Genomic DNA, 25740 nt, shown 5'->3' on the forward strand with positions numbered 1-25740 from the left:
GCTACTGCGGGTCCGGCCCCTGCGGCGCGGCGTGCGCCCCGGCCTTGGCCAGGTCCGGCTCGGCCGGCGGCTTGCGGGTGCCGGTGAAGGTGAACTTCGCGTCCTCGCCGGCGCTCTCGCCGTCCCAGTTGTCGACGTCGACCGTGACAACCTGGCCGGGACCGACCTCCTCGAAGAGGATCTTCTCCGAGAGCTGGTCCTCGATCTCGCGCTGGATGGTGCGCCGCAGCGGACGGGCACCCAGCACGGGGTCGAAGCCGCGCTTGGCCAGCAATGCCTTGGCCTTGTCGGTCAGCTCCATCGCCATGTCCTTGCTCTTGAGCTGGTTGCCGACGCGCTGGATCATCAGATCGACCATCCGGATGATCTCGTCGCGGGTCAACTGGTGGAAGACGATGATGTCGTCGATGCGGTTGAGGAACTCCGGGCGGAAGTGCTTCTTCAGCTCGTCGTTGACCTTCTGCTTCATCCGCTCGTAGTTGTTCTCACCGCCACCCTGGGTGAAGCCCAGGCCGACCGGCTTGGAGATGTCGGACGTGCCGAGGTTCGAGGTGAAGATCAGCACGGTGTTCTTGAAGTCCACCGTGCGCCCCTGACCGTCGGTGAGCCGACCGTCCTCGAGGACCTGCAGCAGGCTGTTGTAGATCTCCTGGTGCGCCTTCTCGATCTCGTCGAACAGCACCACGGAGAACGGCTTGCGGCGCACCTTCTCGGTGAGCTGGCCGCCCTCCTCGTAGCCGACGTACCCCGGCGGGGCGCCGAACAACCGCGACGCGGTGAACCGGTCGTGGAACTCGCCCATGTCGATCTGGATGAGCGCGTCGTCGTCGCCGAACAGGAAGTTCGCCAGCGCCTTGGACAGCTCGGTCTTACCGACACCGGACGGGCCGGCGAAGATGAACGAACCCGACGGGCGCTTGGGGTCTTTCAGCCCGGCGCGGGTGCGGCGGATCGCCTTGGAGACGGCCTTGACGGCGTCCTCCTGGCCGATGATCCGCTTGTGCAGCTCGTCCTCCATGCGCAGCAACCGGGTGGTCTCGGCCTCGGTGAGCTTGAACACCGGGATGCCCGTCCAGTTGCCCAGCACCTCGGCGATCTGCTCGTCGTCGACCTCGGCGACCACGTCGAGATCGCCGGAGCGCCACTGCTTTTCGCGCTCGGCGCGCTGGGCCACCAGCTGCTTCTCCCGATCCCGCAGGCTGGCCGCCTTCTCGAAGTCCTGGGCGTCGATCGCCGATTCCTTCTCCCGGCGCGCGTCGGCGATCTTCTCGTCGAACTCGCGCAGGTCTGGCGGCGCGGTCATCCGGCGGATCCGCATCCGGGCGCCCGCCTCGTCGATCAGGTCGATCGCCTTGTCCGGCAGGAACCGGTCGTTGATGTAGCGGTCGGCCAGGGTGGCCGCCGCAACCAGCGCCGGGTCGGTGATCGAGACCCGGTGGTGCGCCTCGTAGCGGTCGCGCAGGCCCTTGAGGATCTCGATGGTGTGCTCCACCGTCGGCTCCCCGACCTGCACCGGCTGGAAGCGGCGCTCCAGGGCGGCGTCCTTCTCGATGTACTTGCGGTACTCGTCGAGCGTGGTGGCGCCGATCGTCTGCAGCTCGCCGCGGGCCAGCTTGGGCTTGAGGATCGACGCGGCGTCGATCGCGCCCTCGGCGGCGCCCGCACCCACCAGGGTGTGCAGCTCGTCGATGAACAGGATGATGTCGCCGCGGGTGTTGATCTCCTTGAGCACCTTCTTCAGGCGTTCCTCGAAGTCACCGCGGTAGCGCGAGCCCGCGACCAGCGAGCCCAGGTCCAGCGTGTAGAGCTGCTTGTCCTTCAGCGTCTCCGGGACCTCGCCGTGCACGATGGCCTGCGCCAGGCCCTCGACGACGGCCGTCTTGCCGACGCCGGGCTCGCCGATCAGCACCGGGTTGTTCTTGGTGCGCCGGCTCAGCACCTGCATCACCCGCTCGATTTCCTTCTCGCGGCCGATGACCGGGTCCAGCTTGCCTTCCATCGCGGCGGCCGTCAGGTTGCGGCCGAACTGGTCGAGCACCAACGACGTCGAGGGGCTGCCGGACTCGCCACCACGGCCACCGGTGCCCGCCTCGGCGGCCTCCTTGCCCTGATAGCCGCTCAGCAGCTGGATGACCTGCTGGCGCACCCGGGTCAGCTCCGCGCCCAGCTTCACCAGCACCTGCGCGGCCACGCCCTCACCCTCACGGATCAGGCCCAGCAGGATGTGCTCGGTGCCGATGTAGTTGTGGCCGAGCTGCAGCGCCTCGCGCAGGCTCAGCTCGAGAACCTTCTTGGCGCGCGGGGTGAACGGGATGTGGCCCGACGGCGCCTGCTGGCCCTGGCCGATGATCTCCTCGACCTGGCTGCGGACGCCCTCGAGCGAGATGCCCAGCGACTCCAGCGACTTCGCCGCGACGCCTTCGCCCTCGTGAATCAAACCCAGCAGGATGTGCTCGGTGCCGATGTAGTTGTGGTTGAGCATCCGGGCCTCTTCTTGCGCCAGGACGACGACCCTGCGGGCACGGTCGGTAAATCTTTCAAACATCGGGTTACCTGCTCTCCCTCAACATCGGTACAAACTAGTTAGCGGCCCTTCGAACAACCCTGCCGGTCCCCTGTGGCCGGAATCGCGTACCTGCCATCCACTGTAATGGTCGGCTTGCCGGCGGACCTAACCTTGTGCGGCCTCGTTCGCTGTCGACGCAACTCGGTCGTTCCGGCCCTGATCTCACTTGCGACTGCCTGGGGCTTTACCCGCCGTATCCCAAGAAACGTTGCAATGTCCCAATTCGTTTCCCGGGACGCCCGACCATCGTTTCGCGCCGAGCGAAATGACAAACCGGCGCCCGGGCTTGGGGCCCGGGCGCCGGTTTGAAGACTGTCAGGTTGCGGCGTGGAACGCGTCGATGACGTCGGCCGGGATGCGGCCGCGCGTCGACACGTTGTGCCCGTTCCGGCGAGCCCATTCGCGGATCGCCGCGCTCTGCTCACGGTCGATGGCGCCGCGCCCGCGTCCCGAGCCGGACCGCCCCCGCCGGCGGCCGCCGACGCGGCGACCGGCTTCCACCCACTGCTTCAGATCCCCGCGAAGTTTCGCGGCATTCTTGGACGAAAGATCAATCTCATAGGTCACCCCGTCAAGCCCGAATTCGACCGTTTCGTCGGCTGCGCCGGCACCGTCGAAATCATCGACCAAGGTGACGGTCACTTTTTTTGCCATTGGCTCACCCTCGCATTTCGTCCTGAGCAGTTGCTGAGCAGATTGGATCGACCTCCCCGGTCACCAATCTGCCATAACAACGCAGCATACTCAATCTGTACGGGCGTTGCAGGGTTGAGCTTTTCGACTACGAGTGTGGCCGAACAATGGGGAACAAAACTGTCTCCCGAATTGACAGTCCGGTCAATGTCATCAACAACCGGTCGATACCCATTCCCGTTCCGGTACATGGCGGCATCGCATACTCGAGTGCGGCAAGAAAATCCTCGTCGAGCACCATGGCCTCGTCGTCGCCGGCGGCCGCCGCGCGCGCTTGGGCGGCGAACCTCTCCCGCTGCACGACCGGGTCGTTCAATTCCGAGTAACCGGTGGCCAGCTCGACCCCGCGCACATACAGGTCCCACTTCTCGGTGACGCCGGCGATGCTGCGGTGCTGGCGCGTCAAAGGTGTTGTCTCGACCGGGAAGTCCCGCACGAACGTGGGTGCGACGAGCGCGTTGCCCACCGTGTGCTCCCACAGCTCCTCGACGATCTTTCCGTGTCCGTAACCACGGTCGCGCGGGATCTCGACGCCGAGGCGATCGGCGATGCCGAGCAGCTTTTCCACCGTCGCCTCCGGCGTGATCTCTTCACCGAGCGCCGACGACAACGACGGGTACATTTCGATCGAAGCCCATTCTCCGTCTATGTCGTAGACACTGCCGTCGGGCAGCGGTAGTTGTCGGGTTCCGATCGCCTCGTCGGCGACCTCTTGAATAAGCTCGCGCGTCACAACCGCCGAATCGTCATACGTTCCGTACGCCTGGTAGGTCTCGAGCATGGAGAATTCGGGAGAATGCGTGGAATCCGCACCTTCGTTTCGAAACACGCGATTTAGTTCGAAAACTCTGTCGAAACCGCCGACCACGCACCGCTTGAGGAACAGTTCCGGTGCGATCCTCAAGTAGAGATCGATGTCCAGCGCATTGGAATGTGTGATGAAGGGCCGCGCGGCCGCGCCGCCGGCGAGCGTCTGCAACATCGGGGTTTCGACTTCGAGAAAGCCGCGGCGCTCCAATGCGTTGCGGATGGCGCGGATGACCGCGATCCGCTGCCGGGCCACCGTGCGCGCCTGCGGGCGGACGATCAGGTCGACGTAGCGCTGCCGCACCCGCGCCTCTTCACTCATCTCCTTGTGCGCGACCGGCAGCGGACGCAACGACTTCGACGCCATCCGCCACGAATCGGCCAGCACGGACAATTCGCCGCGCCGTGAGCTGATCACGTTGCCGTGCACGTAGACGATGTCGCCCAGGTCGACGTCGGCCTTCCACGCGTCGAGGGATTCGCGGCCCACCTTGTCGAGGCTGACCATCACCTGCAGCGTGGTGCCGTCGCCCTCCTGCAGCGTGGCGAAGCAGAGCTTTCCCGAGTTGCGGGCGAAGATCACCCGGCCGGCGACGCCGACGACGTCGTCGGTCGCGGTGTCGACCGGCAGGTCGGGGTGGGCGGCGCGGACCTGCGCCAACGTGTGGGTGCGTTCGACGGCGACCGGGTAGGGGTCGCGCCCCTCGGCGAGCAGCCGAGCGCGCTTGTCCCGGCGGATCCGGTACTGCTCGGGAATATCTGGCTCGTCGGCACTCACGACGTGCCAGCTTAAATCAACTCTCGTGGTGCCCTTGACCGGCGGGCGCCCTAGCGGGCGGTCTTCAGCCGGCCGCGCTGGGCGTCGCGGTTGCGTTCGAAGACCAGCCGCAGGCCGTGCAGGGTCAGGTGCTGTTCGTAATGGCTGACGGTCTGCAGCTCGGGCAGCAGCAGGGGCGCGGTGTGTCCGGTGGCCACGATGGCGACGTCGTCACCGGCAAAGCCGTCCACGTCCTCACGGATGCGTCCGACCAGGCCGTCGACCAGACCGGCGAACCCGAACACCGCCCCGGCCTGCATGCACTCGACCGTGTTCTTGCCGATCACCGAACGGGGCCGGGTCAGCTCGACGCGGCGCAGCGCGGCCGAGCGGGCCGCCGCGGCATCGGAGGAAACCTGCAGCCCGGGCGCGATCGCGCCGCCGAGGAATTCGCCCTTGGCCGACACGACGTCCACGCAGATCGAGGACCCGAAGTCGATGACGATGGCGGCCTGACCGAACTTGTGAAAGGCCGCCAGGCAGTTGACGATTCGGTCGGCGCCCACCTCTTTGGGGTTGTCCACCAGCAGCGGGATGCCGGTGCGCACCCCGGGCTCGATCAGCACGTGGGGCACCGACGGCCAGTACTGGTCGAGCATGAGCCGCACCTCGTGCAGCACCGAGGGGACGGTCGACAGCGCGGCGGCGCCGGTGAGCCGCTCGGAGTCGTCGCCGATCAATCCGTCGATGGTCAGCGCCAATTCGTCCGCGGTGATCTCCGATTCGGTGCGAATCCGCCACTGCTGCACGACGTTTGCGTGCTCCTTGGCGCCCGATATGAGCCCGACGACGGTGTGGGTGTTACGGACGTCGATCGCCAGCAGCACGGCTACCGCGCTACGATCCGGGGATCCAGCAGCTCGGCCGCGTCTTCGGGCACGAACGCCGGGTCGTGGCCGAGGTCGACCGGTTTGTTGTCGGCGTCGACGAAGACGATCCGCGGCCGATACGCCCGGGCCTCCGCCTCCTCCATGGTCCCGTACGCGATCAGGATCACCAGGTCGCCCGGGTGGACGAGATGCGCTGCGGCACCGTTGATCCCGATCACGCCGCTGCCGCGTTCGCCGGTGATGGCGTAGGTGACGAGGCGGGCGCCGTTGTCGATGTCGACGATGGTCACCTGTTCGCCTTCGAGCAGGTCCGCCGCGTCCATCAGATCGGCGTCGATGGTCACCGAGCCCACGTAGTGCAGGTCGGCCTGCGTGACGGTGGCCCGGTGGATCTTCGACCTGAGCATCGTCCGTAGCATCAATTCCTCCAAGGTGATTGGGCGTATTCGTGATTGCCGTCCGGCCCTGAGGTGCCGGCGGGTGTTTCGATCTGCATTTCGATGTTGTCCAGCAGCCTGGTGGTGCCCAGCCGGGCGGCGACCAGCAGCCGGGCCGAACCGTGGGCGGGCGCCGGCCCGAGCCCGGCGTCGCGCAGCTCGAGGTAGTCGACCGTGAGCGCGGGGACGGCGTCGAGCACCGCGCGCGCCGCGTCCAGCGCGGCCGCGCCGCCGTGGTGCGCGGCGTGCGCGCCGGCGGTCAGCGCGGCCGAAAGCGTCACCGCCAGTTCGCGTTGCGTGGGATCGAGGTAGCGGTTGCGCGACGACATCGCCAGGCCGTCGGATTCGCGGACGGTCGGCACCCCGACGACCTGGGCGTCGATGTTGAGGTCGGCGACCATCTGGCGGATCATCACCAGCTGCTGATAGTCCTTCTCGCCGAAGAAGATCCGGTCCGGGCGCACGATCTGCAGCAGCTTGCACACGACGGTGAGCACGCCCGCGAAATGGGTGGGCCGGTGGCGGCCCTCGAGCTCGGCGGCCAGCGGTCCGGGCTGCACCGTGGTGCGCAGCCCGTCGGGATACATCGCGGCGGCCGTTGGGGCGAAGACGATTTCGACGCCTTCTGCGCGCAGCAGCGCGAGGTCGTCGTCCATGGTGCGGGGATAGGCGTCGAGATCCTCACCGGCGCCGAATTGCAGGGGGTTGACGAAGATCGAGACCACGACCACCGAGCCGGGCACCCGCTTGGCCGCCCGCACCAACGCCAGATGGCCGTCGTGCAGCGCGCCCATGGTGGGCACCAGCATCACCCGGCGGCCGGTGTGGCGCAGGGCGCGGCTGACGTCGGTGACGTCACGCGGGTTCGGGTACAGGTTGAGTTCGCCCGCCTTGAAGGCCGGGGGTTTTGCTCGGGTCATGGCGCCAGCACCTCCACGACGTCCTGGGGGGCGTGCGCGCGCTGCGCGGTTCGCAGGGCGTTCACCCGATACGCCTGCGCCAGTTCGGGTCCGACCCCGGCCAGGGCCGCCAGATGCCCGGCGACCGCGGCGGCGTCGCCGCGCGCGACCGGGCCGGTGAGCGCGGCCTGCCCGCGTTGCAGGGTGTTCTCCAGCGCCGCCCGGGCCAGCGGGCCGACGATGCGTTCGGCGATGCCGCCCGGCTGGTCGTCGACGGACTGTTGGCCGAGCAGCTCGCTGCCCCGCAGCGCGGCGCGCAGCGCCTCCAGGGCGTCGGCGAGCACGGTCACGATGTGGTTGCCCGCGTGGGCCAGCGCCGCGTGGTAGAGGACGCGGGCGTCCTCGGCGACGCAGAACGGCTCACCGCCCATCTCCAGGACGAGCGATTGACCGATCGCGTACCCGACCTCGTCGGCCGCCGTGATGCCGAAGCAGGTGTCCGGCAGCCTGCTGATGTCCTCGTCGGAGCCGGTGAACGTCATGGCCGGGTGGATCGCCAGCGGGATGCAGCCCTGCTCGGCCAGCGGCGCCAGGACCCTCACCCCGTTGGCGCCGGACGTGTGGACCACGATGGTCCCGGGCCGCACGGCCGACGTCGCGGCCAGCCCGGATACCAGGCCGGCGAGTTCGCTGTCGGGAACCGCGAGCAGTAACAGCTCGGCGCCGGCGGCGACGTCGGGCGGCGTCGCCACCGGGGTGTCGGGCAGGCGGCGCTGCGCCCGCTGCCGCGACGCATGGGAGATGGCGCTGCACGCCACCACGACGTGGTCCGCGCGCTCCAGCGCGACACCGAGCGCGGTGCCCACCCGGCCGGCGGAGATGATTCCCACCTTGAGCCTGGCCGGGCGCAGACCGTCGAACTGCACCATCGCAGACGACCTCACAGATTTCTTGTTCGTTCCGGTCCCACCAGGTGGGTACCGTTCGGTCACCAAGACTCTAGTCGATCACCAGGCGTTTCCCAATGTGAGGAAGCTCCCAGCTCAGCCTTCGCGGCGGCGACGCCGGCCGCCCTCGGAGGGCTGCACCTGCAGGCGGGCCAGCAGGTCGGCCACCGACTGGCCGCCCGTGGCGGTGGTCTCTCCGGCGGCGCCGGCGTCCTCGCGCTGGGGATCACCGCCGTGCCGGGGCGTGTGCTCCGGTGCCGGCGGCGGCGCCAGCCGCGGCGGCGGGGGCGCGCCGGCGGGCGGGCCCTGCTGCACCGGGGGCTCGGGCGGCGGGGGCGGCGCCGGGGCCGGTGGCTCGGTGCCGGGGGCGAAACTGCGCACCCCGTAGTCGCGGTACTCCGCCGAGTGGCGTGACCGTGCCCGGCGGCCGGACTCGGCGTAGGGCGGTTGGGGCAGGGGCTCGACGGGCAGGCCGTCCCAGGCTTCGTCTCGGTATTCGTCCCGGGCTTCGTCCGGGGGTTCGTCTCGGGACTCGTCGGGGCCCGAATGCCGTGCGCGCCGCCGCCCGCCCGCCGGTTCCCCGGGGGCGTCGGCGCCGGTCCAGTTGCTGCCCGGTGTCCCGGGTGGCAACCACTGGCCTTCCGCGGCCGTCGGCTGCCAGTCCTGGCGGTGCCGCTCCGCCCGGGGCGCAGGCTGTGGTTCGGGCTCCGGCGGAGCCTGCGGTTCGGGTTCGGGTTGCGGTGGCGGTTGCTGGCGGGGTTCGAACCGGGGCTCCGGCGGCGGTGGGGCGTAGGCCGGCTCCGGCGCCGGATACGCGGGTTCTTGGGGCGGTTCGTACTGGTAGCGGGGCCGTTCCCGACGGGGTGGCGGCGGTTGGCGGGGCGGCAGCAGGGGTTCTTCGGGGACGTCGATGATGGCCGTCTCGTCGGCGCGCCCGCGCGGGTTGTCCTGGGGCACCGACGTGACCCGATCGCTGGGCACCCAATCGACGGGGTTGTCGCGGGGGGTCTCGCCGTTGCGATCCCACTCGCTGTAGGCGCGCTCCGGTTGCGGCTCGCTCTCGACGGTCCCGAGCGCGGGGCGGTGCGCGAGGTCGGTGTCGAACAGGATTTCCAGGCTGGTGCGCAAGGCGCTCAGCTCGGCGCGCAGTTCGGCCAGGTCGTCGGCGGCCTGGGCGCGCAACTCGGAGGCCAGCTCGCGACGCAGCTGGGACTCCACGGTCAGTTCGTATTCGCGCCGGGCCGAGATCTCCCGGTCGAGCTGGAGGTCGTAGACCAGCTTGAGATCGCGGACGCGGGCCTGATCGGCGTCGCTTTGGCGGCGATAGAGCACGGAAACGAAGGCGCCGGCGACTGCGGCCCACAGCGCCAGGATTACAGCGAGCTTGAGGAGTTCCACCCGATTGGTGAAAACCAATGCGGAACTGGCACCTATCGCGAGGACCAGCAACGCGGTCAAGAGCACCCACCCCGGCCTGCGGCCGCCGCGCCGCACCCGGGCGCCGCGGGACAGAACGGTCATGGCCTGACTGTACCTGCGCGAGGTCAATCCGCGTGTCGCCCTACTCCGGCGATTCTCACCTGGGTTGATCCGCCGATCGATCGGCGCTAGGTTTCGGCGCCCTCGCCGCGCTCGGTCGGGTCGTACGGGGACTTGCAGCAATGTTGCAGCCACAGCGCGGCGACCACCAATGCCAGCGCGCTGATGGCCGCCACCACCGTTCCGGTGGTGTCCTCGGCGGCGGCCCGCAGCCAGGACCGGCGCGGCAGGAAGTACACCAGCAGTCCCACCCACCAGCCCAGCATCAATGCCCCCACCCAGGCCGACGCCTTGGCGACCATCAGGCTGCGTGCCACCGCAAGCGGATGCAACCTGCCCCGACCGGGGCCGATTTCGCCGTCGGCGATCTTGGCGCGCACGTAGCGCGCCCACAGCGCCTCGCCGATGGCCACCGCCAGCAACGACAGGCCGGTCAACACCGTGATCGGGGGAAACCACCGGTACAGGCCGTTGACCAGCAGGTAACCCAGCACGGCGGCGCCGACCACCGCGGCCGTCAGGTCACGCTTGCGGGTGGGCCCCATCAGGTTGTGAGCTCGAGCGTCAGGTCGGAGCGCCGTACGGCGGCACGGTCGGCGGGCTCCAGTTCGGCCAGCAACTGCGCGACGGGACGCGGCCCTTCGGCGACCGTCAGCCGAGCGTCCGGGTCGACGGCCAGCCAGGGGATCAGCACGAAGGCCCGCAAATGGGCCAGCGGATGCGGCAGCGTCAGGTTGTTCTCCCGCGAGGTCACCTCGGTTTGCCCGTAACAGGCGATCAGGTCGACGTCGAGGGTGCGCGGCCCCCAGCGCTCGCCGCGGACCCTGCCCGCCGCGCGCTCGAACTCCTGCGCCCGGGCCAGCCAGCCCTGCCCGTCGCAGGCCGGGTCGTCGGCGATCAGCACCGCGTTGAGGAACGGCGCCTGATCGACCCGGCCCCAAGGGTCGGTCTCGTACACCGGTGACACGGCGAGCACCGTGTCCCCCAGCCCGTCGACGACCGACTGCAACCGCGCCAGCCGGTCCCCCAGGTTGGACCCGATGGACAACACCACTCTGGTCATCGGCGCCACTCCTCGATCCCGGCTCCGCACAGGACCGAGCCGGCATCATCGTCGTCAACACGCGTCATAACGGCACCACCGAACCCCGGCCACCGCGCCGGGACCGCCGCACCACCACCGAGACGTCGGCGAACTGCTGCGGGATCGGGGCCTGCGGCTTGTGCACCACCACCTCGACGGCGTGCACGCGTTCGTCGTCCATCACCTCATCGGCGATCTGGGCGGCGACGGTCTCGATCAGGTTTCGCGCGGGTCCCGCCACGACGTCGGCCGCCAGCCGGGCCAGCGCGCCGTAGTCGTAGGTGTCGGTCAGGTCGTCGGTGGCGGCGGCCGACGCCAGATCGATCCACACGGTGACGTCGACGACGAAGTCCTGCCCGCTCGCGCGTTCGTGGTCGAAAACCCCGTGTTGCCCGCGAACCTTCAACCCGCGCAACTCGATTCGATCAGCCATCGTGTTCAGCCAGCCCAGTGTGCGTCTCGTCGTTCCACGCCGCCACGACCTTGAGCGCATCGACCGTGGCGCGCACATCGTGCACCCGTACCCCCCAGGCCCCGTGCAGCGCGGCGAGCGCGGAAATCACCGCGGTCGCCGTCTCACGCCCGTCGGGGGGCCGCGGCGAACCGTCGGGCCCGGCCAGCAACGTACCGAGGAACCGTTTGCGCGACGCGCCCAGCAGCACCGGGATCCCGGTGGCGACCAATCGCGGCAGCGCATGCAGCAGCGCCCAATTGTGTTGTCCCGTCTTGGCGAATCCCAGCCCCGGATCGATCATCAGCTGAGCGGGATCGACACCGGCGGACACCGCGGCGTCGACACTGGCAAGCAATTCGGCGCGCACCTCGGCGACCACGTCACGATAGTCCGGGGCCGCGTGCGGACGCTGCGCCGACACGGAGCGCCAATGCATCAGCACCCAAGGCACTTTCGCCTCGGCCAGCAGCGGCGCCATCGCGGGATCGGCCCGGCCGCCGGACACGTCGTTGACGATCCGCGCACCGCTGCACAGCGCCGCCCGCGCGACGTCGGCGTGCATGGTATCGATGCTCACCGTAATGCCTTGCGAGGAAAGCTCTTTGACCACGGGGACGACCCGGGAGGCCTCGACACGGGCGTCGACGCGCGTGGCACCGGGACGGGTGGATTCTCCCCCGACGTCGACGATGTCGGCGCCGTCGGCGGCCAGCGCCAATCCGTGTGCCACGGCTTTGTCGGGGTCGAGATAGCGGCCGCCGTCGGAGAACGAATCGTCAGTGACGTTCAGAACTCCCATTACCTGCACAGGCGCCAGGCTCACTTCCGCAGGATGAGGTCGAGCGCCTCGGCTCGAGAAGCGGCGTTGGTTTTGAATATTCCGCGCACCGCCGAGGTCGTGGTCGTCGCTCCGGGCTTGCGGACACCGCGCATCGCCATGCACAGGTGCTCGGCCTCGACCACGACGATCACCCCGCGCGGATTGAGCTTTTTCACCAGGGCGTCGGCGATTTGGCTGGTGAGCCGTTCCTGCACCTGGGGCCGCTTGGCGTACAGATCGACCAGTCGCGCGATCTTCGACAGGCCGGTGACCCTGCCGTCGTTGCCCGGGATGTAGCCGACGTGGGCCACCCCGTGGAACGACACCAGGTGGTGTTCGCACGTGGAGTACAGCGGGATTTCCTTGACCAGCACCAGCTCGTCGTGATCCTCGTCGAACATGGTGTTCAACACGCTGTCCGGATCGGTGTAGAGCCCGGCGAACATCTCCCGGTAGGCGCGGGCGACGCGGGCCGGGGTTTCCCGCAGGCCGTGCCGGTCCGGGTCTTCGCCGATCGCGCACAGCAACTCGCGGACCGCGGCCTCGGCACGGTCCTGGTCGAAGACCCGCATCTTGGACATCGCGGTGTCCGGCAGTGCCATCGAATCCTCCGTTTGCTCAGCCGTGGGCCGGCGGATTGGACCGGCTCACGTCGTCATCCTGCCGGTCGGGCGAGCCACCCTCCTGGGCGGGCTGTCCCGGTGGGGGATACGGCGGGTACGGCGGGTACGACGGCTGCGCCTGGCCCTGCTGGCCGGAACGACCCTGCCCGCCCGGATAGCCCTGCTGGTGGCCGGCGTGGCCCTGCTGACCGGGATAGGGCTGCGGGCCCGGATAACTGGGCGCCGGCTGCTGCCAATAGGGCTGCTGTGGCGGCTGCGCCGGCGGATGCCAATAGTTCGGCTGCTGCTGCGGTTGCTGCGCTTGCGGCGGCCATCCCGGCGCGCGCCAGCCCGCCGGCGCGCCGTAGTCCGGCTGGGTGGGCCCGTGCGGCGCACCCTTACCGCTGGCCTGACCGCCGTGAGAACCGTTGCCGCCGTTGGCGTTTCGGTCAGCCTCCAGCCGTGCCGCTTCGCTGGCCCGCGCGATGGCCGCCTTGAACGCCGGCTCGGGGGTGGGCGGCGGCCACGGCTCGCCACGCTCGATGGCCAGCTCGCCGGGGGTCTTGATGGGCGGCTTGTCCGACGGGATGCGGCCACCGAAATCGTCGAACATGGTGAGCCGCGGGCGCTTTTCGACGCCCGAGAAGATGCTTTCCAGTTCGGCCCGGTGCAGGGTTTCCTTTTCCAGCAGCTCGCCGGCGAGGGTGTCGAGGATGTCGCGGTATTCGGTGAGGATTTCCCACGCCTCGGTGTGCGCGGCCTCGATCAGCTTGCGGATCTCGTCGTCGATGTCGCGGGCGACCTCGTGCGAATAGTCCGCCTGCGTTCCCATGGTGCGACCCAGGAACGGGTCGCCGTGTTCCGAACCGTATTTGACCGCACCGAGTTTGGAGCTCATCCCGAATTCGGTGACCATGGCACGCGCGATCTTGGTGGCCTGCTCGATGTCCGACACCGCGCCGGTGGTCGGCTCCCGGAAGACCAGCTCCTCCGCGGCGCGCCCGCCCATGGCAAACACCAACTGCGCGATCATCTCCGAGCGGGTCCGCAGCCCCTTGTCTTCCTCCGGCACCGCCACCGCGTGCCCCCCGGTGCGGCCTCGCGCCAGGATCGTCACCTTGTAGATCGGCTCGATGTCGGGCATCGCCCAGGCCGCCAGGGTGTGGCCGCCTTCGTGGTAGGCGGTGATCTTCTTTTCCTGCTCGCTGATGATGCGGCCCTTGCGGCGCGGGCCGCCGATCACCCGGTCCACCGCCTCTTCCAGGGCGGCGCTGGTGATGACGGTGCCGTTCTCGCGGGCCGTGAGCAGCGCCGCCTCGTTGATGACGTTGGCCAGGTCGGCGCCGGTCATGCCGACGGTCCGCTTGGCCAGCCCGGCGAGGTCGGCATCCGGGCCGATCGGCTTGCCCTTGGAGTGCACCTCCAGCACCGCCTTGCGGCCCGCCAGGTCCGGGTTGGACACCGGGATCTGCCGGTCGAAGCGGCCGGGCCGCAGCAGCGCCGGGTCCAGGATGTCCGGCCGGTTGGTGGCCGCGATCAGGATCACGCCGGCCCGCGGGTCGAACCCGTCCATTTCGACCAGCAACTGGTTCAGCGTCTGCTCGCGCTCGTCGTGCCCGCCGCCCAGGCCCGCGCCGCGCTGGCGGCCAACGGCGTCGATCTCGTCGACGAAGATGATGCACGGGTTGTTCTGTTTGGCCTGGTCGAACAGGTCGCGTACCCGGGACGCACCGACACCGACGAACATCTCGACGAAGTCTGAGCCGGAGATGGTGAAGAACGGGACGCCGGCCTCGCCCGCCACCGCGCGGGCGAGCAGCGTCTTGCCGGTCCCGGGCGGACCGTAGAGCAGCACGCCCCGGGGGATCTTGGCGCCCAGCGCCTGATAGCGACCGGGGTTCTGCAGGAAGTCCTTGATCTCGTAAAGCTCCTCGACCGCCTCGTCGACGCCGGCGACGTCGGCGAACGTGGTCTTGGGCATGTCCTTGGAGAGCTGCTTGGCGCGCGATTTGCCGAACCCGAAGCCCATCCGGGCGCCGCCCTGCATGCGGGAGAACATCACGAACAGCCCGACCAGCAGCAGCAGCGGCAGGACGTAGACCAGCAGCTCGCCCAGGATGCTGCCCTGGTTGACGACGGTGCTGACCTTCGCGTTCTTGGCGGTCAGCGCGTTGAAGAGGTCGACCGCATACCCGCTCGGGTATTTGGTGATGACCTTGTCGGAGTTGTCCGTGTCGCCATTGCCCTTCTTCAGGGTCAGGCGCAGCTGCTGCTCGCGATCGTCGATTTGCGCGCTTTTGACGTTGTCGCCGTTGATCTGGGACATCGCCACGGACGTGTCGACGGGCTTATAGCCGCGAGTGTCGTCGCTGAAATAGAAGAACGACCAGCCGAGCAGCACCACGACAGCAATCGCCGTGATGGTGCGAATAACGTTTTTCCGGTTCATCAATCATCGGCCTTGCCGGCCAGGTCCTTCCCCGATATACACGCAGCTGGAAAAGTCCAGGCTACCGCCTGTGGCGATCGCCAGCTCCGGCAGCGCCGGGGCGCAGCGGGTCGCCACCATCTGCTCCGCGGCGATCGCCAGCTCCGGCAGCGCCGGGGCGCAGCGGGTCGCCACCACCCTGTTCAGTTAACGACGGGCGGTTCCCGCGTCGCGTCACTCGTAGTAGCGCGCCTCGACCACATTCCCGTCGGGATCGGCGAAATAGAATCCCTGCGGCGCCCAGCCCCGCGCGCCGAAGCTGTGGTTCAGCCGGGCACTGGTGTCCACGCCCTCGGCCTGCAGGCGCGTGTCGAGCGCGTCGTATTCGGCCTTCGACAGGGCAAGGCAGACGTGGTTGACCGGTTGGCCGGCGCTTCCTTCGGCCACCGCGGACTACACCGCGCCGGAAGCCATCTCGAGTGGCATCAGGTCGATGATCGAATCCTCGGACACCCGCACGCTGGGGAAAGGCGCCTCGGCGGCCTCGAACTCGGCGAACCGCACCGGTGCCAGCCCGACCACCCTCGAGTAGAAGTCCATCGCCGCGCGCGGATCCTTCGTCCACAGAACTACGTGGTCCAATCGCATGCACAAATTATGCTGCGCGGGGCCAAAGAGACCCTTCTCAGTGCGCAACCGTTGTGCTTTGGTGAGACGGTGCCCCCAACCCAACGGTTAGTAGATACCAATGGTGTGCGGCTGCGGGTGACCGAAGCGGGCGACCGCGGCGCACCCGTGGTGATCCTGGCCCACGGCTTTCCCGAACTGGCCTACTCCTGGCGCCACCAGATAGACGTCCTCGCGCAAGCCGGCTACCACGTGCTGGCGCCCGATCAGCGCGGCTACGGCGGTTCGGATCGCCCGGATGCCGTCGAGGCGTACGACATTCACCAGTTGACGGGAGACCTGGTCGGTTTGCTCGACGACGTCGGCGCCGAGCGTGCCGTGTGGATCGGGCACGACTGGGGTGCCGCCGTGGTGTGGAACGCCCCGCTGCTGCACCCCGACCGGGTCGCGGCCGTCGCCGCGCTCAGCGTGCCCGTGACGCCGCGCCCGCGCGTAGCGCCGACGAAGGCGTGGCGAAAGATGTTCGGCGAGAACTTCTTCTACATCCTTTACTTCCAGGAGCCCGGTGTCGCCGACGCCGAATTGAACGCCGATCCCGCCCGGGTGATCCGTCGCATGATGGGCAGCCTGCGAACCGACGGCAAGGATGCGCTGGTGCGGATGGCCAGCCCCGGTCCGGCGGGTTTCGTCGAACGCCTTGGCGAACCCGACGGCTTGCCGGACTGGATAAGCCAGGACGAGCTCGACCACTACGTCGCCGAATTCTCGCGGACCGGCTTCACCGGCGGCCTGAACTGGTATCGCAATTTCGACCGCAACTGGGAGACCACGCCCGAACTCGACGGCGTCAAGATTTCGGTCCCGTGTCTGTTCATCGGCGGGACGGCCGATCCCGTCCTGTCGTTCACCCGCGCCGACCGCGCTGCGGAGGCGATTTCCGGGCCGTACCGACAGGTGATGATCGACGGCGCCGGGCATTGGCTGCAGCAGGAGCGCCCCGGCGAGGTGAATGCGGCCTTACTGGAATTCCTCAACGGATTGGAGCTTTGATGAGCGCGCCCCTGCGTTTCGGTGTCTTTATCACCCCGTTTCACCCCGTCGGCCAATCCCCAACCGTCGCACTCGAGTACGACATGGAACGCGTCGTCGCGCTGGATCGCCTCGGGTTCGACGAAGCGTGGTTCGGCGAACACCACTCGGGCGGCTACGAGCTGATCGCCTGTCCGGAGGTATTCATCGCCGCGGCGGCCGAACGGACCAAACACATCCGGCTGGGCACGGGAGTGGTCTCGCTGCCCTATCACCACCCGCTCATGGTCGCCGACCGCTGGGTGCTGCTGGATCACCTGACCCGCGGCCGGGTCATGTTCGGAACCGGGCCCGGCGCGCTGCCGTCGGACGCCTACATGATGGGCATCGATCCCGTCGAACAGCGACCGATGATGCAGGAATCCCTCGAGGCCATCCTGGCGCTGTTCCGGGCCGCACCCACCGAACGGATCGACCGCCACTCCGATTGGTTCACCCTGCGCGACGCGCAGTTGCACATCCGGCCCTACACCTGGCCTTACCCCGAAATCTCCACGGCGGCAATGATTTCGCCGTCCGGTCCGCGGCTGGCCGGCGCGCTGGGCACCTCGCTGCTGTCGCTGTCGATGTCGGTGCCCGGCGGCTACGCGGCGCTGGAGACCACCTGGGACGTGGTGCGCGAGCAGGCCGAGAAGGCCGGACGGGACGAGCCCGACCGCGGCAACTGGCGCGTCCTGAGCATCATGCACATCGCCGACAGCCGCGAGCAGGCCATCGACGATTGCACTTACGGGCTGCAGGATTTCGCGAATTACTTCGGCGCCGCCGGGTTCGTCCCGCTGGCCAACAGCGTGGAAGGCACCCAGACGCCACACGAGTTCGTCGCGGACTACGCGGCCAAGGGGAATTGCTGCATCGGCACGCCCGAGGACGCCATCGCCCACATCGAAGACCTGCTCGACCGCTCCGGCGGCTTCGGCACCCTGCTGATGCTCGGCCATGACTGGGCATCGCCCGAGGCGACGTACCGCTGCTATGACCTGATGGCGCGCAAGGTGATTCCCCACTTCAAACGTCAACTCGAAGCGTCCCGCGCATCGCACGACTGGGCCAGAGGCAAACGTGACCAGTTGATCGGCCGGGCCGGCGAGGCCGTGGTCAAGGCCATCACCGAGCACGTCGACGAACAGAAAGACGCGGTGCACTGATGCGCGCCTCGGTGTTGCGCGACGGTCGCATGGTCTACCGCGACGACGTGCCCGACCCGATCCCCGAAGCCGGGCAGGTGCTCGTCGGCGTGCGGGCATGCGGAATCTGCGGCAGCGACCTGCATTTCGCCGCCCACGGCGCCCAGGTGCTCGAAATGACCGAACGGGCGGCCGGTGGCGGCGGTGGCATGCACGTCGACCTGGACCACGACATCTTCATGGGTCACGAATTCAGCGCCGAGATACTCGAAGCCGGCCCCGACACCGAGACCCATCCACCGGGCACCCTGGTCACCTCGCTGCCGGTGCTGTTGTCCGCCAAGGGCGTCGAGCCAATTGTGTACAGCAACAGCACAATCGGCGGTTACTCCGAACGGATGCTGTTGTCCGCGCCGCTGCTGCTGCCCGTCCCCAATGGCCTGGACTTCAAACACGCAGCACTGACCGAACCCATGGCGGTGGGATTGCATGCCGTCAACAAGTCCAACGTCGCGCCCGGGGAGACGGCCCTGGTACTGGGCTGCGGCCCGATCGGGATCGCCATCGTCGCAGCCCTTCGGTCCAAGGGCGTCGAAACCATTGTGGCGGCGGACTTTTCGCCGAAGCGCCGGGAACTCGCCACCGCGATGGGAGCTCACCAGACGCTGGATCCGGCGCAGGGCTCGCCCTTCGACAGTGTCAAGCCCGCGGTGGTGTTCGAGGCCGTCGGGGTGCCCGGCATCATCGACGACGTGCTGCTCCGCGCGCGGCCGGGCACCCGACTGGTGGTTGCCGGGGTGTGCATGCAACCCGACACAGTGCATCCCTTCTTCGCGATCGCCAAAGAGATCAACGTGCAGTTCGTGCTCGCCTACACCCCCGACGAGTTCGGCGACTCGTTGCGCGCGCTGGCCGACGGCGACATCGACGTCAGCCCGCTGATCACCGGCGAGGTGGGCCTGGATGCGGTCGGGGCGGCGTTCGACGACCTGGCCGACCCCGAGCGGCACTGCAAGGTTCTCGTCACGCCCTGAAACTTGTCAGGGGCCCCGCCTATAATCGAACGCATGTTCGAAGTACCGTCGGATCCCGCCGCTCTGGTGGCGGTGATCGAGTCCACGCATCGGGAGGAGTCGATGCTGGTGGCGCGGCGGTTGGCGGCGGTGGCGGCGCTGCTGCGGCATCGGGTGGCCACTGCCGACGGGGCCGATCGGGAGTACGCCGAGATCGACGGTTTCGAGCAGACCGCCGCCGAGGTCGCCGCGGTGATGAACCTGTCTGCGATGGGTGCCAGTTTTCTGGTGTCGCACGCCGAGGCGCTCGATACCCGCCTGCCGCGGGTGGCGGCGCTGTTGGCCGAGGGGCGAACGGATTGGCGCACGGTGCGTTTGGTCATCACCCGCACCGATCTGGTCACCGACCGGGAGGTGATCGCCCAGCTCGATGAGTCGTTGGCCGCCCGGATCGGGAATTGGCACGGTTGGTCGCGGCAGCGGATCGTCAACGCCGTCGATGCCGCGGTGCGGGTCGCCGATCCCGACGCCGCCCGGGAGCGTCGGGTGGCCGCCGAGGAGGACCGTTACGTCGCCATCAGCGCCGCGGACAACGGGATGGCCGAGATCCGCGGTTCGGTGGCCGCCGCCGCCGCGACGGCCTTTGATCGCCGGCTGTCCCAACTCGCCAAGCAGGTGTGCCCGGCCGATCCACGGACGATGGATCAGCGCCGCGCCGACGCACTGTCGGCTCTGGCCGAGGGCCGCCGGTTGGGCTGTGCGTGTGGGCAAGCCGACTGCCCCACCCGGGCCGGCGAGCACGCTCGCGAAGGTGAGCCGACCGGGGCGCGGGTGGTCGTCAGCGTGATGGCCGGCGAACAGACCGTCTACGCCGACGGCGCCGGGCCCGGCTATCTGGAGGGCTATGGGGTCATCGATGCCGAGCAGGTGCGCCGGTTGGCGGCCGCGTCGGTGCTGGTGGCCGAGCCGGTGACCAGTCCGGTCGAGGCCTTGCGCTATCAACCGCCGGCGGGGCTGGAACGGTTCGTGCGCTGCCGTGATCTGACCTGCCGCTTTCCCGGATGCTCCCGCCCGGCGATGATCTGCGATATCGACCACACCATTCCGTTCAACCATCAAGATCCGCGGGCGGGTGGGCGCACCGTCGCGGAGAACCTGAAATGCCTGTGCCGCCAGCAATACCTACTAGCTGAACTACACACAAGGGTTTACGCTGGTGAATATGACGACCGCGCTCTATCTCCGCCAATCGCTGGATCGCACCCGCGACGAGGCCGCGATAGACCGGCAGCGTGCGGCTTGCCGCGGGCTGGCCAAGCAGAGGGGTTGGGCAAACCCGACGGAATACGTCGACAACGACCGCAGCGCCAGCAACGGCAAGCCACGGCCGGCCTATCAAGACATGCTGCGCGATATCCGCGACGGCAAGATCACCGCGATTGCGTGCTGGCATGTGGACCGGCTCTACCGCCAGCCGCGCGACCTGGAAGACCTGATTGAGCTGTGCGAGGCGCACGGTATCGCGCTGGCGACGTGCGTTGGCGACGTTGACCTGAGCACCGACATGGGCCGCCTGGTGGCGCGGCTGTTGGGCGCGGTGAACCGTGGCGAAGTCGAACGCAAGGCCGCACGGCAAAAGCTCGCCGCAAGGCAAATGGCAGAGCGGGGCATTCCAAAGTGGCGCAACGCCTTTGGTTATACCGAGGATTACCAGCCACACCCAGTGGAATCGCAGCTTGTCCGCGAAGCCTACGACACGATCATTTCTGGTGGATCACTGTCGGGGATCGCACGGGAGTGGAACCAGCGCGGGCATGTGGGACGCAACGGAAATAATTGGAGCGCAAGCACTCTCAGCCTGTTTCTCCGTGCGCCACGCAACGCCGGCCTACGAGCACACAATAACGAAATTGTGGGTTGGGGTAGCTGGCCACCGCTGGTGGACGAACCGACTTGGCGTGCCGCGCAAGCCGTGCTCAATGATCCGGCCCGAAAGCCGGGGCCCCGGACATGCAAGCGTCATTTCCTGACTGGCGTGCTGCAGTGTGGTAAGTGCGGCGACGGCGGTCGCATCGGTGGCTATCAGGGGACAAAAGGCCAGCAGCGCTACCGGTGCTGGAAATGCCTTGGCGTGGCTGTCAATAAGCCCGACGTTGACGATCTGATCCGGGGCATAGTGTGCGCCAGGTTGGCGCGGCCGGATGCCAAAGATGTGCTGATTGATTACGAGACGCCCGACCTGGACCAGCTCAGCGCGGACGCCAACGTTATCCGCGCCAGGATGGATGAGCTGGCAACCGAATTCGCGGAGGGAGACCTCACCGCCTCACAGCTACGAACGGCCACCGAGCGGCTGAAATCCAAGCTGAGCGACATCGAAGGGCAGATGATCGACGCCTCGCGGGCACGGGTATTCGACGGCCTGCCGTTGGGCACCGAGCGGGTGCAAGATGTGTTTCGGGCACTCGACGTTGATCGCCAACGCGCCGTTGTCTCGGCTCTGCTGACCGCGACGATTCTTCCGGTGGGCAAGCATGGTCGCGTGGCTTTTGACCCGGAACGCATCGCCATTGAGTGGCATCGGTGATGGGTTGACTACACATGCGGCGCACGTGCGTTCTATGTCGGATGAGTTCGCTAGGATCTAGTAGGAACTAGAAACCAGGCGCGATAACCTGATCTATCAGGGGACCGAACAGCAGTAGGGAAGCGCCACCACTTAGCAAAGGTGGCTTCCCTATGCCCCCACTGTCCCCGCTGGCCGCGCATCACCGGGCACGCATCGCCCATCTGTCTAAAACGCGCTCAGCCGATGACCCCGAAATCATTGATGAGAAAAGGGAATTCGCTACAGCAAAGATTCAGGCATACATCGAGCGGGTTGTCGCCGAAGCGCCGCCGCTAACCAATGAGCAGTTCGCCCGGCTGCGGGTGCTGCTTGAGCCGGCACGCCGCAAGCTGGCGCAGCCATGACCGTCAAACCTGCTGAGTCATCTGACTCAACCACGCACTGCACCAAATGCAAGGCCGAAATCTTTCGGCCCGAAAGCATTTCGACTGGCCTGTGTCTTCGCTGCCGAGTGGCCGGTGCCGAGTGCCCCGGATGCCCCCGCATGCGCGAGCTGTATCCGTGCTATCCCGGATGCGGGAATAGCTAAGGGCAAGTGGTGATTTGGCTACTGCTCGTGGGCCAGAACCACCGACGCCAGCGTCCGCCACTCGTCAGGTTGCAGCCGATGCGGTCTCTCATAAAGCGCATCGGCCGCGCGGCGAATCAAAGTCCAATCCGGGAGCGCGGGCGCAGCGGTACGGGTGAAACTCTCCATTCCCGAATTATAGACCGAAATGGAAACCACTTATGTTGGACGGCAATCCTGAACAGCACGAACCCGATATCGTCCGAAAATCAGCAGACGACATAGACACGCAGTTTGCGCAATACGTTCGGCGAGAGAGCGAAAAGCTATCGGGACGCCGGCAAGATGCGCGATACGCCGAAGAGGCGCAGGACATCGCCCTCAAGCTCGTCAACGATGCCCTGCAAAATGGCCTAAGCCGAGCGACGGTAACAGCCGTCCTAGAACAGTGCTTTTGGGAACACCTGCCCCCGGCGGGAGTCGATGAAATCTGGGCGCTGCATCAGCAGTGGCAAGATGAGAAAACCAGAAGCGAGATTCAGAACCGCTATTACCGGGGTTTCGTTGGCCACGCCGCCAACGGCGGCGAACTTCTGAGCGCGCACACCGGGCCACCGCCCGCCCAATGGGGGCAAGGCCTCGACGTCCTGTGGGTCACCGGGGAACCTTTGATGATCGAAGCCGGGTACGGATGCGGCAAGACCACGCTTGCGGGGCTCCTGGTGCGCGCTCAACTATTCGGGGGCGACGTCCTGGGCTATCCCGTGCGACAACTGACAGACGGCCAAAAGATTTTGTATCTGGCTATCGATAGGCCCGATCAGATTATGCGCTCGATGGCCCGTCAATTCCGCCAAGAGCAGTTAAAGGCAATTGGTGACCGGCTCACCTTCTGGAAAGGCCCATTGCCCGACGACGCTGCCGAAAATACGCAGCTGCTCGTAGACCTGTGTGAATACCACCGGGCGGATTTCGTGTACGTCGATTCCCTGAAAGACGCTGCCAGGGGGTTGACCGAGGACCGTGCCGCCGCGGCCTACCAAGCCACCCGGAGCGCGCTCTTAGCGACTGGCCGGCAGCTCGTGGAACTTCACCACCTGACCAAGAGTGGGGGCGATTACGGGTCTGTGTGGCTCCGAGCGGGAGCGGGTTCGGTTCTCCGTATGTCTGGGAAGCCGGGCGGCGCAACCGGGGCTCTTGCGCACGACAAAGCCCCTGCGCACAAGGCGGGCACCATCAAGCTCAGTCACGAGCGTGACACCGGAGAAATCCGCACGACCACGACGCCTGAAACCAAGGCATCCCTGGAAACTTGGGTGGCTGGCCATCGCGGGGGCGTGACACTGATCCAGGCCGCCGAATACCTGTACGACAGCTCCGAGCGAGCAGCCCAAGCGCGAGCCAAGCGAGTACTCAACCGGCTCACCGGCTCCACCGGACCGCTCAGTGAAACCAGGGAATCAGGCCAGCCGTCAAGGTGGTTTGCGTGCCAATGACGTGTACCCCATATGACCTGCAGTTTTACCTATTTGCATGCACCCATGTGTGTACCCCGGATTTTCACTGTTTTTGCAGTTCAGAGTATGTTTTTGAATCAGTTCCAACCCATGACATGGCCTGCCACCCCTTCCCTCTAAGAGGGAGGGGCAACAGGCAGGCCCACGTTCGACCTACACACGAGAAGTTTTATCGTCCCCCGCCCCACTTCGCGCGCTATGGCCCGCCACCGCGTAGCGGTCACAAAATCCGATCACACCGTTGGCGCCGGGTGCGTAATGTCGGCTGAAGCATTCCTCAGTGCGATATCGAGTCCATCGCTGCCCGATGCGCTTTGTGTGGGTCGCCACGAGCTATTCGATACGGCGGCCAACAGAGACGGCCCTGAGCGATCTGAGGCCGTGGCGATATGCCATCGATGCCCAGTGCTGGCCTGGTGCAAAGCGTGGTCGACTGCCCAAGATTGGCCCGCCGGAACGGTCGTAGGCGGTCAGATCATCGCGAAGAAATCTAAGCCCAAGTCCATGGCAGTAGTAAAAGCAGCGGCTCCGGCGGAATTGACACTTGAGGAAATAGCGGAGCGCCTGCACGAGCAATGGCGAGACCGAATCCAAGCGCGCCGCGTAACAACTTCCCGAACACAGGCGGGAATCTGCATTTGACGCCACGCGTTAGCCTTGAATAAGGCTGCAACAAATCAACATCACCCATATAGAAATGAGCACCATTCTGTGTCCACATCATATTCCGTCCCCGTCGTGGCAGCCGAACTCAATATTGGCATCCAAGAAGTCGTAAGACGTTGCAACGGTTCACTTTTCGAAGATGAGCACGGAATGCGCCAGGTTCCCGGCCACATCTTCCGTGAGCTGAAAGACGAGCGAGACGCCCGATGGGCGGCCGAACGTGAAACGGCCAGGCAACGACGTGAGAACCGACAGCCCAATCCGGTACGCGAGCGCGTTCGGGCTATTCAAGAGGCGCAACGTGAGATCCCGCCCAACGCTTTCACTTACGACGACTCCATGCCGGCCAAGGCGGTCGCCACACTCTTGGCGCCTACCGGCCCAGCGGACTACGACGAACGCACACGCGAGGCCGACGAGCGCACTGACGACTTCATGAACGGAACCATGCAGATCCGCAAGATTGGCCCGGTCCGAGTCTCACGCAAACGTAATCAAGAGAGCTAGCGGCCATGGAAACCATTGCGATTTACGGACCGTCCCGTCCAAGACCAGTTACGCGGTCGGCACCGCTGCGCCGTTCAAAGTCCGTTACCGAGCTGAGCATCGAAGCTGAAATCGCCATCGCCGCCGTGAATAAGGCGCTCGGCCAGCCCAGCGAGACGTTCACACGTTCTCGCCAGATCATCGGCCACAAGACGAGCTGCACCTGTGAGGACTGCATGGCGTTCAAATACGGATGGGGCCGTGACGAACGCTTTGGCGCGCGCGGCTTCTAAAAGACTTGGGTTGGGGTCAGATACCATGGCGCGCAACGCAAATCAGAAGCAACCTTCCGTTTCTGCTGCCAACGTTGCGTGTCACAGTATCGCGGCAGCAGCCGCAGGCCGGCAGCGCCACGCCCTAACCCAAGACTCGTCGTCCGGCGGACGACCGCACGCGGCGGTTGCAGACCGCAGATCCAGTTGTGCGGTGTCTCGTCCGGTCGAGCGCAAACAGTCGGGTTGGGGCTTTAGGAACCACCAGCCGGACACGGAGCGCTTTGCCGCCGGACGACGGGCCAAAGCTGCTAATGCATTAGCAAGTTCACTTTCGGTCGGGTGGGACTGATGCGTGAAGGAACAGAATTCTATTCAAGCTATCGATGGCGCAAGCTGCGGGCGCGGGTCCTCAAGGAGGAGCCGACCTGCCGGCTGCAGCTAGAGGGGTGCACGGGGGTCAGTACGAGCGCCGACCACATCATCCCGACCAGCATCAACCCCTCCCTCGCGTTGGTGCGATCCAACCTGCAGGGCGCGTGCAAAGAGTGCAACGACCGCCGCGGTAACCGGGACTTGAATCCACCTGAACCGCCACCCGCATTGGACTTCTTCAACGTACCAAGGGCAAACACATTGCAGCACAATAGGATTCAAGAGGCCAGCGAATGACCGGCCCAGCAAACACTCACGGGTGCCAGCAAACATGCTGCGGCGCAAGGGAACTGCCCGTGTCTAATAAGGAATTCGCTGGCTCTATTGCACAATGCGAATTAGCAGCGTCATCGTCGCAGGTCAGGCCCGGTTTTTTCTGTTACACAAACGCCGGCCGCCGCCGCACATCATTTATTTATACCGTTGAAAAAATATGTAAAATAACAAC

26 protein-coding genes and 2 pseudogenes are annotated in these 25740 nt (G+C 66.8%); 12 read left to right on the forward strand and 16 right to left on the reverse strand.

Features of this window, described 5'->3' with window-relative positions; genetic code table 11:
• Position 1: 1 nt before the first annotated feature.
• The 14 genes from clpC1 to ftsH all read right to left on the reverse strand — a co-directional run bounded on the left by clpC1 (position 2) and on the right by ftsH (position 14944).
• On the reverse strand, positions 2 to 2545 hold the full coding sequence (clpC1, locus tag QGN30_RS00090; protein ID WP_008263504.1) for an ATP-dependent protease ATP-binding subunit ClpC: 2544 nt from the start codon (positions 2543 to 2545) through the stop codon (positions 2 to 4).
• 336 nt (positions 2546 to 2881) lie between these two features.
• Positions 2882 to 3220 carry a histone-like nucleoid-structuring protein Lsr2 gene (gene lsr2 / locus QGN30_RS00095; RefSeq protein WP_008263502.1) on the reverse strand — a complete coding sequence of 113 codons (339 nt, stop codon included), beginning with the start codon at positions 3218 to 3220 and terminating at the stop codon, positions 2882 to 2884.
• Positions 3221 to 3347: 127 nt separating this feature from the next.
• Positions 3348 to 4844, reverse strand: coding sequence for a lysine--tRNA ligase (gene lysS / locus QGN30_RS00100; RefSeq protein ID WP_008263500.1), 1497 nt, complete (start codon positions 4842 to 4844; stop codon positions 3348 to 3350).
• Between the two features lie 50 nt (positions 4845 to 4894).
• The gene (locus QGN30_RS00105) at positions 4895 to 5710 is read right to left on the reverse strand and encodes a type III pantothenate kinase (RefSeq protein ID WP_009957603.1); all 816 of its coding nucleotides are present in this window, start codon (positions 5708 to 5710) and stop codon (positions 4895 to 4897) included.
• Positions 5711 to 5712: 2 nt separating this feature from the next.
• Positions 5713 to 6132, reverse strand: coding sequence for an aspartate 1-decarboxylase (gene panD, locus QGN30_RS00110; protein ID WP_008263496.1), 420 nt, complete (start codon positions 6130 to 6132; stop codon positions 5713 to 5715).
• On the reverse strand, positions 6132 to 7070 hold the full coding sequence (gene panC / locus QGN30_RS00115; protein ID WP_008263493.1) for a pantoate--beta-alanine ligase: 939 nt from the start codon (positions 7068 to 7070) through the stop codon (positions 6132 to 6134). Before panC ends, panD begins: the two co-directional genes overlap by 1 nt.
• On the reverse strand, positions 7067 to 7978 hold the full coding sequence (locus QGN30_RS00120; RefSeq protein WP_225331326.1) for a Rossmann-like and DUF2520 domain-containing protein: 912 nt from the start codon (positions 7976 to 7978) through the stop codon (positions 7067 to 7069). The genes panC and QGN30_RS00120 overlap by 4 nt, the downstream gene beginning before the upstream one ends.
• A gap of 114 nt (positions 7979 to 8092) precedes the next feature.
• Positions 8093 to 9517, reverse strand: coding sequence for a DUF6779 domain-containing protein (locus QGN30_RS00125; protein ID WP_233042359.1), 1425 nt, complete (start codon positions 9515 to 9517; stop codon positions 8093 to 8095).
• A gap of 86 nt (positions 9518 to 9603) precedes the next feature.
• Entirely contained in the window at positions 9604 to 10080 is a 477-nt protein-coding gene (locus tag QGN30_RS00130; RefSeq protein ID WP_008263488.1) for a DUF3180 domain-containing protein, read from the reverse strand.
• The gene (gene folK / locus QGN30_RS00135) at positions 10080 to 10598 is read right to left on the reverse strand and encodes a 2-amino-4-hydroxy-6-hydroxymethyldihydropteridine diphosphokinase (RefSeq protein ID WP_020188684.1); all 519 of its coding nucleotides are present in this window, start codon (positions 10596 to 10598) and stop codon (positions 10080 to 10082) included. Before folK ends, QGN30_RS00130 begins: the two co-directional genes overlap by 1 nt.
• A 64-nt stretch (positions 10599 to 10662) precedes the next feature.
• A complete protein-coding gene (gene folB / locus QGN30_RS00140; protein WP_008263472.1) occupies positions 10663 to 11052 on the reverse strand; it encodes a dihydroneopterin aldolase in 390 nt (129 codons plus the stop codon).
• Complete coding sequence (gene folP / locus QGN30_RS00145; RefSeq protein WP_085976422.1) at positions 11045 to 11896, reverse strand: dihydropteroate synthase; 852 nt, start codon at positions 11894 to 11896, stop codon at positions 11045 to 11047. Before folP ends, folB begins: the two co-directional genes overlap by 8 nt.
• Entirely contained in the window at positions 11893 to 12495 is a 603-nt protein-coding gene (folE, locus tag QGN30_RS00150; RefSeq protein WP_014378981.1) for a GTP cyclohydrolase I FolE, read from the reverse strand. Before folE ends, folP begins: the two co-directional genes overlap by 4 nt.
• Positions 12496 to 12511: 16 nt before the next feature.
• Positions 12512 to 14944 carry an ATP-dependent zinc metalloprotease FtsH gene (ftsH, locus tag QGN30_RS00155; RefSeq protein ID WP_014378980.1) on the reverse strand — a complete coding sequence of 811 codons (2433 nt, stop codon included), beginning with the start codon at positions 14942 to 14944 and terminating at the stop codon, positions 12512 to 12514.
• Between the two features lie 70 nt (positions 14945 to 15014).
• On the opposite strand from ftsH, the gene QGN30_RS00160 reads away from it, so the two are divergent.
• Positions 15015 to 15134 carry a hypothetical protein gene (locus QGN30_RS00160; protein WP_014381724.1) on the forward strand — a complete coding sequence of 40 codons (120 nt, stop codon included), beginning with the start codon at positions 15015 to 15017 and terminating at the stop codon, positions 15132 to 15134.
• A 23-nt stretch (positions 15135 to 15157) separates the two neighbouring features.
• On the opposite strand, the pseudogene QGN30_RS00165 reads toward QGN30_RS00160, so the two are convergent.
• Positions 15158 to 15571 (reverse strand): annotated as a pseudogene (locus tag QGN30_RS00165) (VOC family protein).
• Between the two features lie 51 nt (positions 15572 to 15622).
• On the opposite strand from QGN30_RS00165, the gene QGN30_RS00170 reads away from it, so the two are divergent.
• The 6 genes and pseudogenes from QGN30_RS00170 (at position 15623) to QGN30_RS00195 (ending at position 21752) form a co-directional block, all read left to right on the forward strand.
• Positions 15623 to 16600: an alpha/beta fold hydrolase gene (locus QGN30_RS00170; RefSeq protein WP_225331466.1), complete on the forward strand. Its 978-nt coding sequence runs from the start codon at positions 15623 to 15625 to the stop codon at positions 16598 to 16600.
• Entirely contained in the window at positions 16600 to 17787 is a 1188-nt protein-coding gene (locus QGN30_RS00175; protein WP_008263461.1) for an LLM class flavin-dependent oxidoreductase, read from the forward strand. The genes QGN30_RS00170 and QGN30_RS00175 overlap by 1 nt, the downstream gene beginning before the upstream one ends.
• Positions 17787 to 18800, forward strand: a complete 1014-nt coding sequence (locus tag QGN30_RS00180) for a zinc-binding dehydrogenase (protein WP_009957412.1) — start codon at positions 17787 to 17789, stop codon at positions 18798 to 18800. The genes QGN30_RS00175 and QGN30_RS00180 overlap by 1 nt, the downstream gene beginning before the upstream one ends.
• A gap of 33 nt (positions 18801 to 18833) precedes the next feature.
• A pseudogene (locus QGN30_RS00185) lies at positions 18834 to 19962 on the forward strand (HNH endonuclease signature motif containing protein); the annotation flags it as partial.
• Positions 19963 to 20001: 39 nt separating this feature from the next.
• The gene (locus QGN30_RS00190; RefSeq protein ID WP_326566040.1) at positions 20002 to 21366 is read left to right on the forward strand and encodes a recombinase family protein; all 1365 of its coding nucleotides are present in this window, start codon (positions 20002 to 20004) and stop codon (positions 21364 to 21366) included.
• Positions 21367 to 21518: 152 nt separating this feature from the next.
• On the forward strand, positions 21519 to 21752 hold the full coding sequence (locus tag QGN30_RS00195) for a hypothetical protein (RefSeq protein ID WP_326566042.1): 234 nt from the start codon (positions 21519 to 21521) through the stop codon (positions 21750 to 21752).
• Between the two features lie 203 nt (positions 21753 to 21955).
• Here QGN30_RS00195 and QGN30_RS00200 read toward each other — a convergent pair whose 3' ends face one another.
• Positions 21956 to 22105, reverse strand: coding sequence for a hypothetical protein (locus QGN30_RS00200; protein ID WP_326566044.1), 150 nt, complete (start codon positions 22103 to 22105; stop codon positions 21956 to 21958).
• A gap of 32 nt (positions 22106 to 22137) precedes the next feature.
• Here QGN30_RS00200 and QGN30_RS00205 point away from each other — a divergent pair, with 32 nt between their 5' ends.
• The 5 genes from QGN30_RS00205 to QGN30_RS25725 all read left to right on the forward strand — a co-directional run bounded on the left by QGN30_RS00205 (position 22138) and on the right by QGN30_RS25725 (position 25529).
• Complete coding sequence (locus tag QGN30_RS00205) at positions 22138 to 23412, forward strand: AAA family ATPase (protein ID WP_326566046.1); 1275 nt, start codon at positions 22138 to 22140, stop codon at positions 23410 to 23412.
• Between the two features lie 279 nt (positions 23413 to 23691).
• On the forward strand, positions 23692 to 24075 hold the full coding sequence (locus QGN30_RS25720) for a WhiB family transcriptional regulator (protein WP_442791866.1): 384 nt from the start codon (positions 23692 to 23694) through the stop codon (positions 24073 to 24075).
• 96 nt (positions 24076 to 24171) lie between these two features.
• Complete coding sequence (locus QGN30_RS00210; RefSeq protein ID WP_326566048.1) at positions 24172 to 24606, forward strand: hypothetical protein; 435 nt, start codon at positions 24172 to 24174, stop codon at positions 24604 to 24606.
• A 5-nt stretch (positions 24607 to 24611) separates the two neighbouring features.
• Complete coding sequence (locus QGN30_RS00215) at positions 24612 to 24878, forward strand: hypothetical protein (protein WP_326566050.1); 267 nt, start codon at positions 24612 to 24614, stop codon at positions 24876 to 24878.
• Between the two features lie 330 nt (positions 24879 to 25208).
• Positions 25209 to 25529 (forward strand): HNH endonuclease, encoded by a 321-nt coding sequence (locus QGN30_RS25725; RefSeq protein ID WP_442791869.1) that lies wholly within the window; start codon positions 25209 to 25211, stop codon positions 25527 to 25529.
• The last annotated feature ends 211 nt before the right edge of the window (positions 25530 to 25740 follow it).

This window comes from Mycobacterium sp. 3-98 (assembly GCF_035918355.1).
GTDB lineage: Bacteria > Actinomycetota > Actinomycetes > Mycobacteriales > Mycobacteriaceae > Mycobacterium > Mycobacterium intracellulare.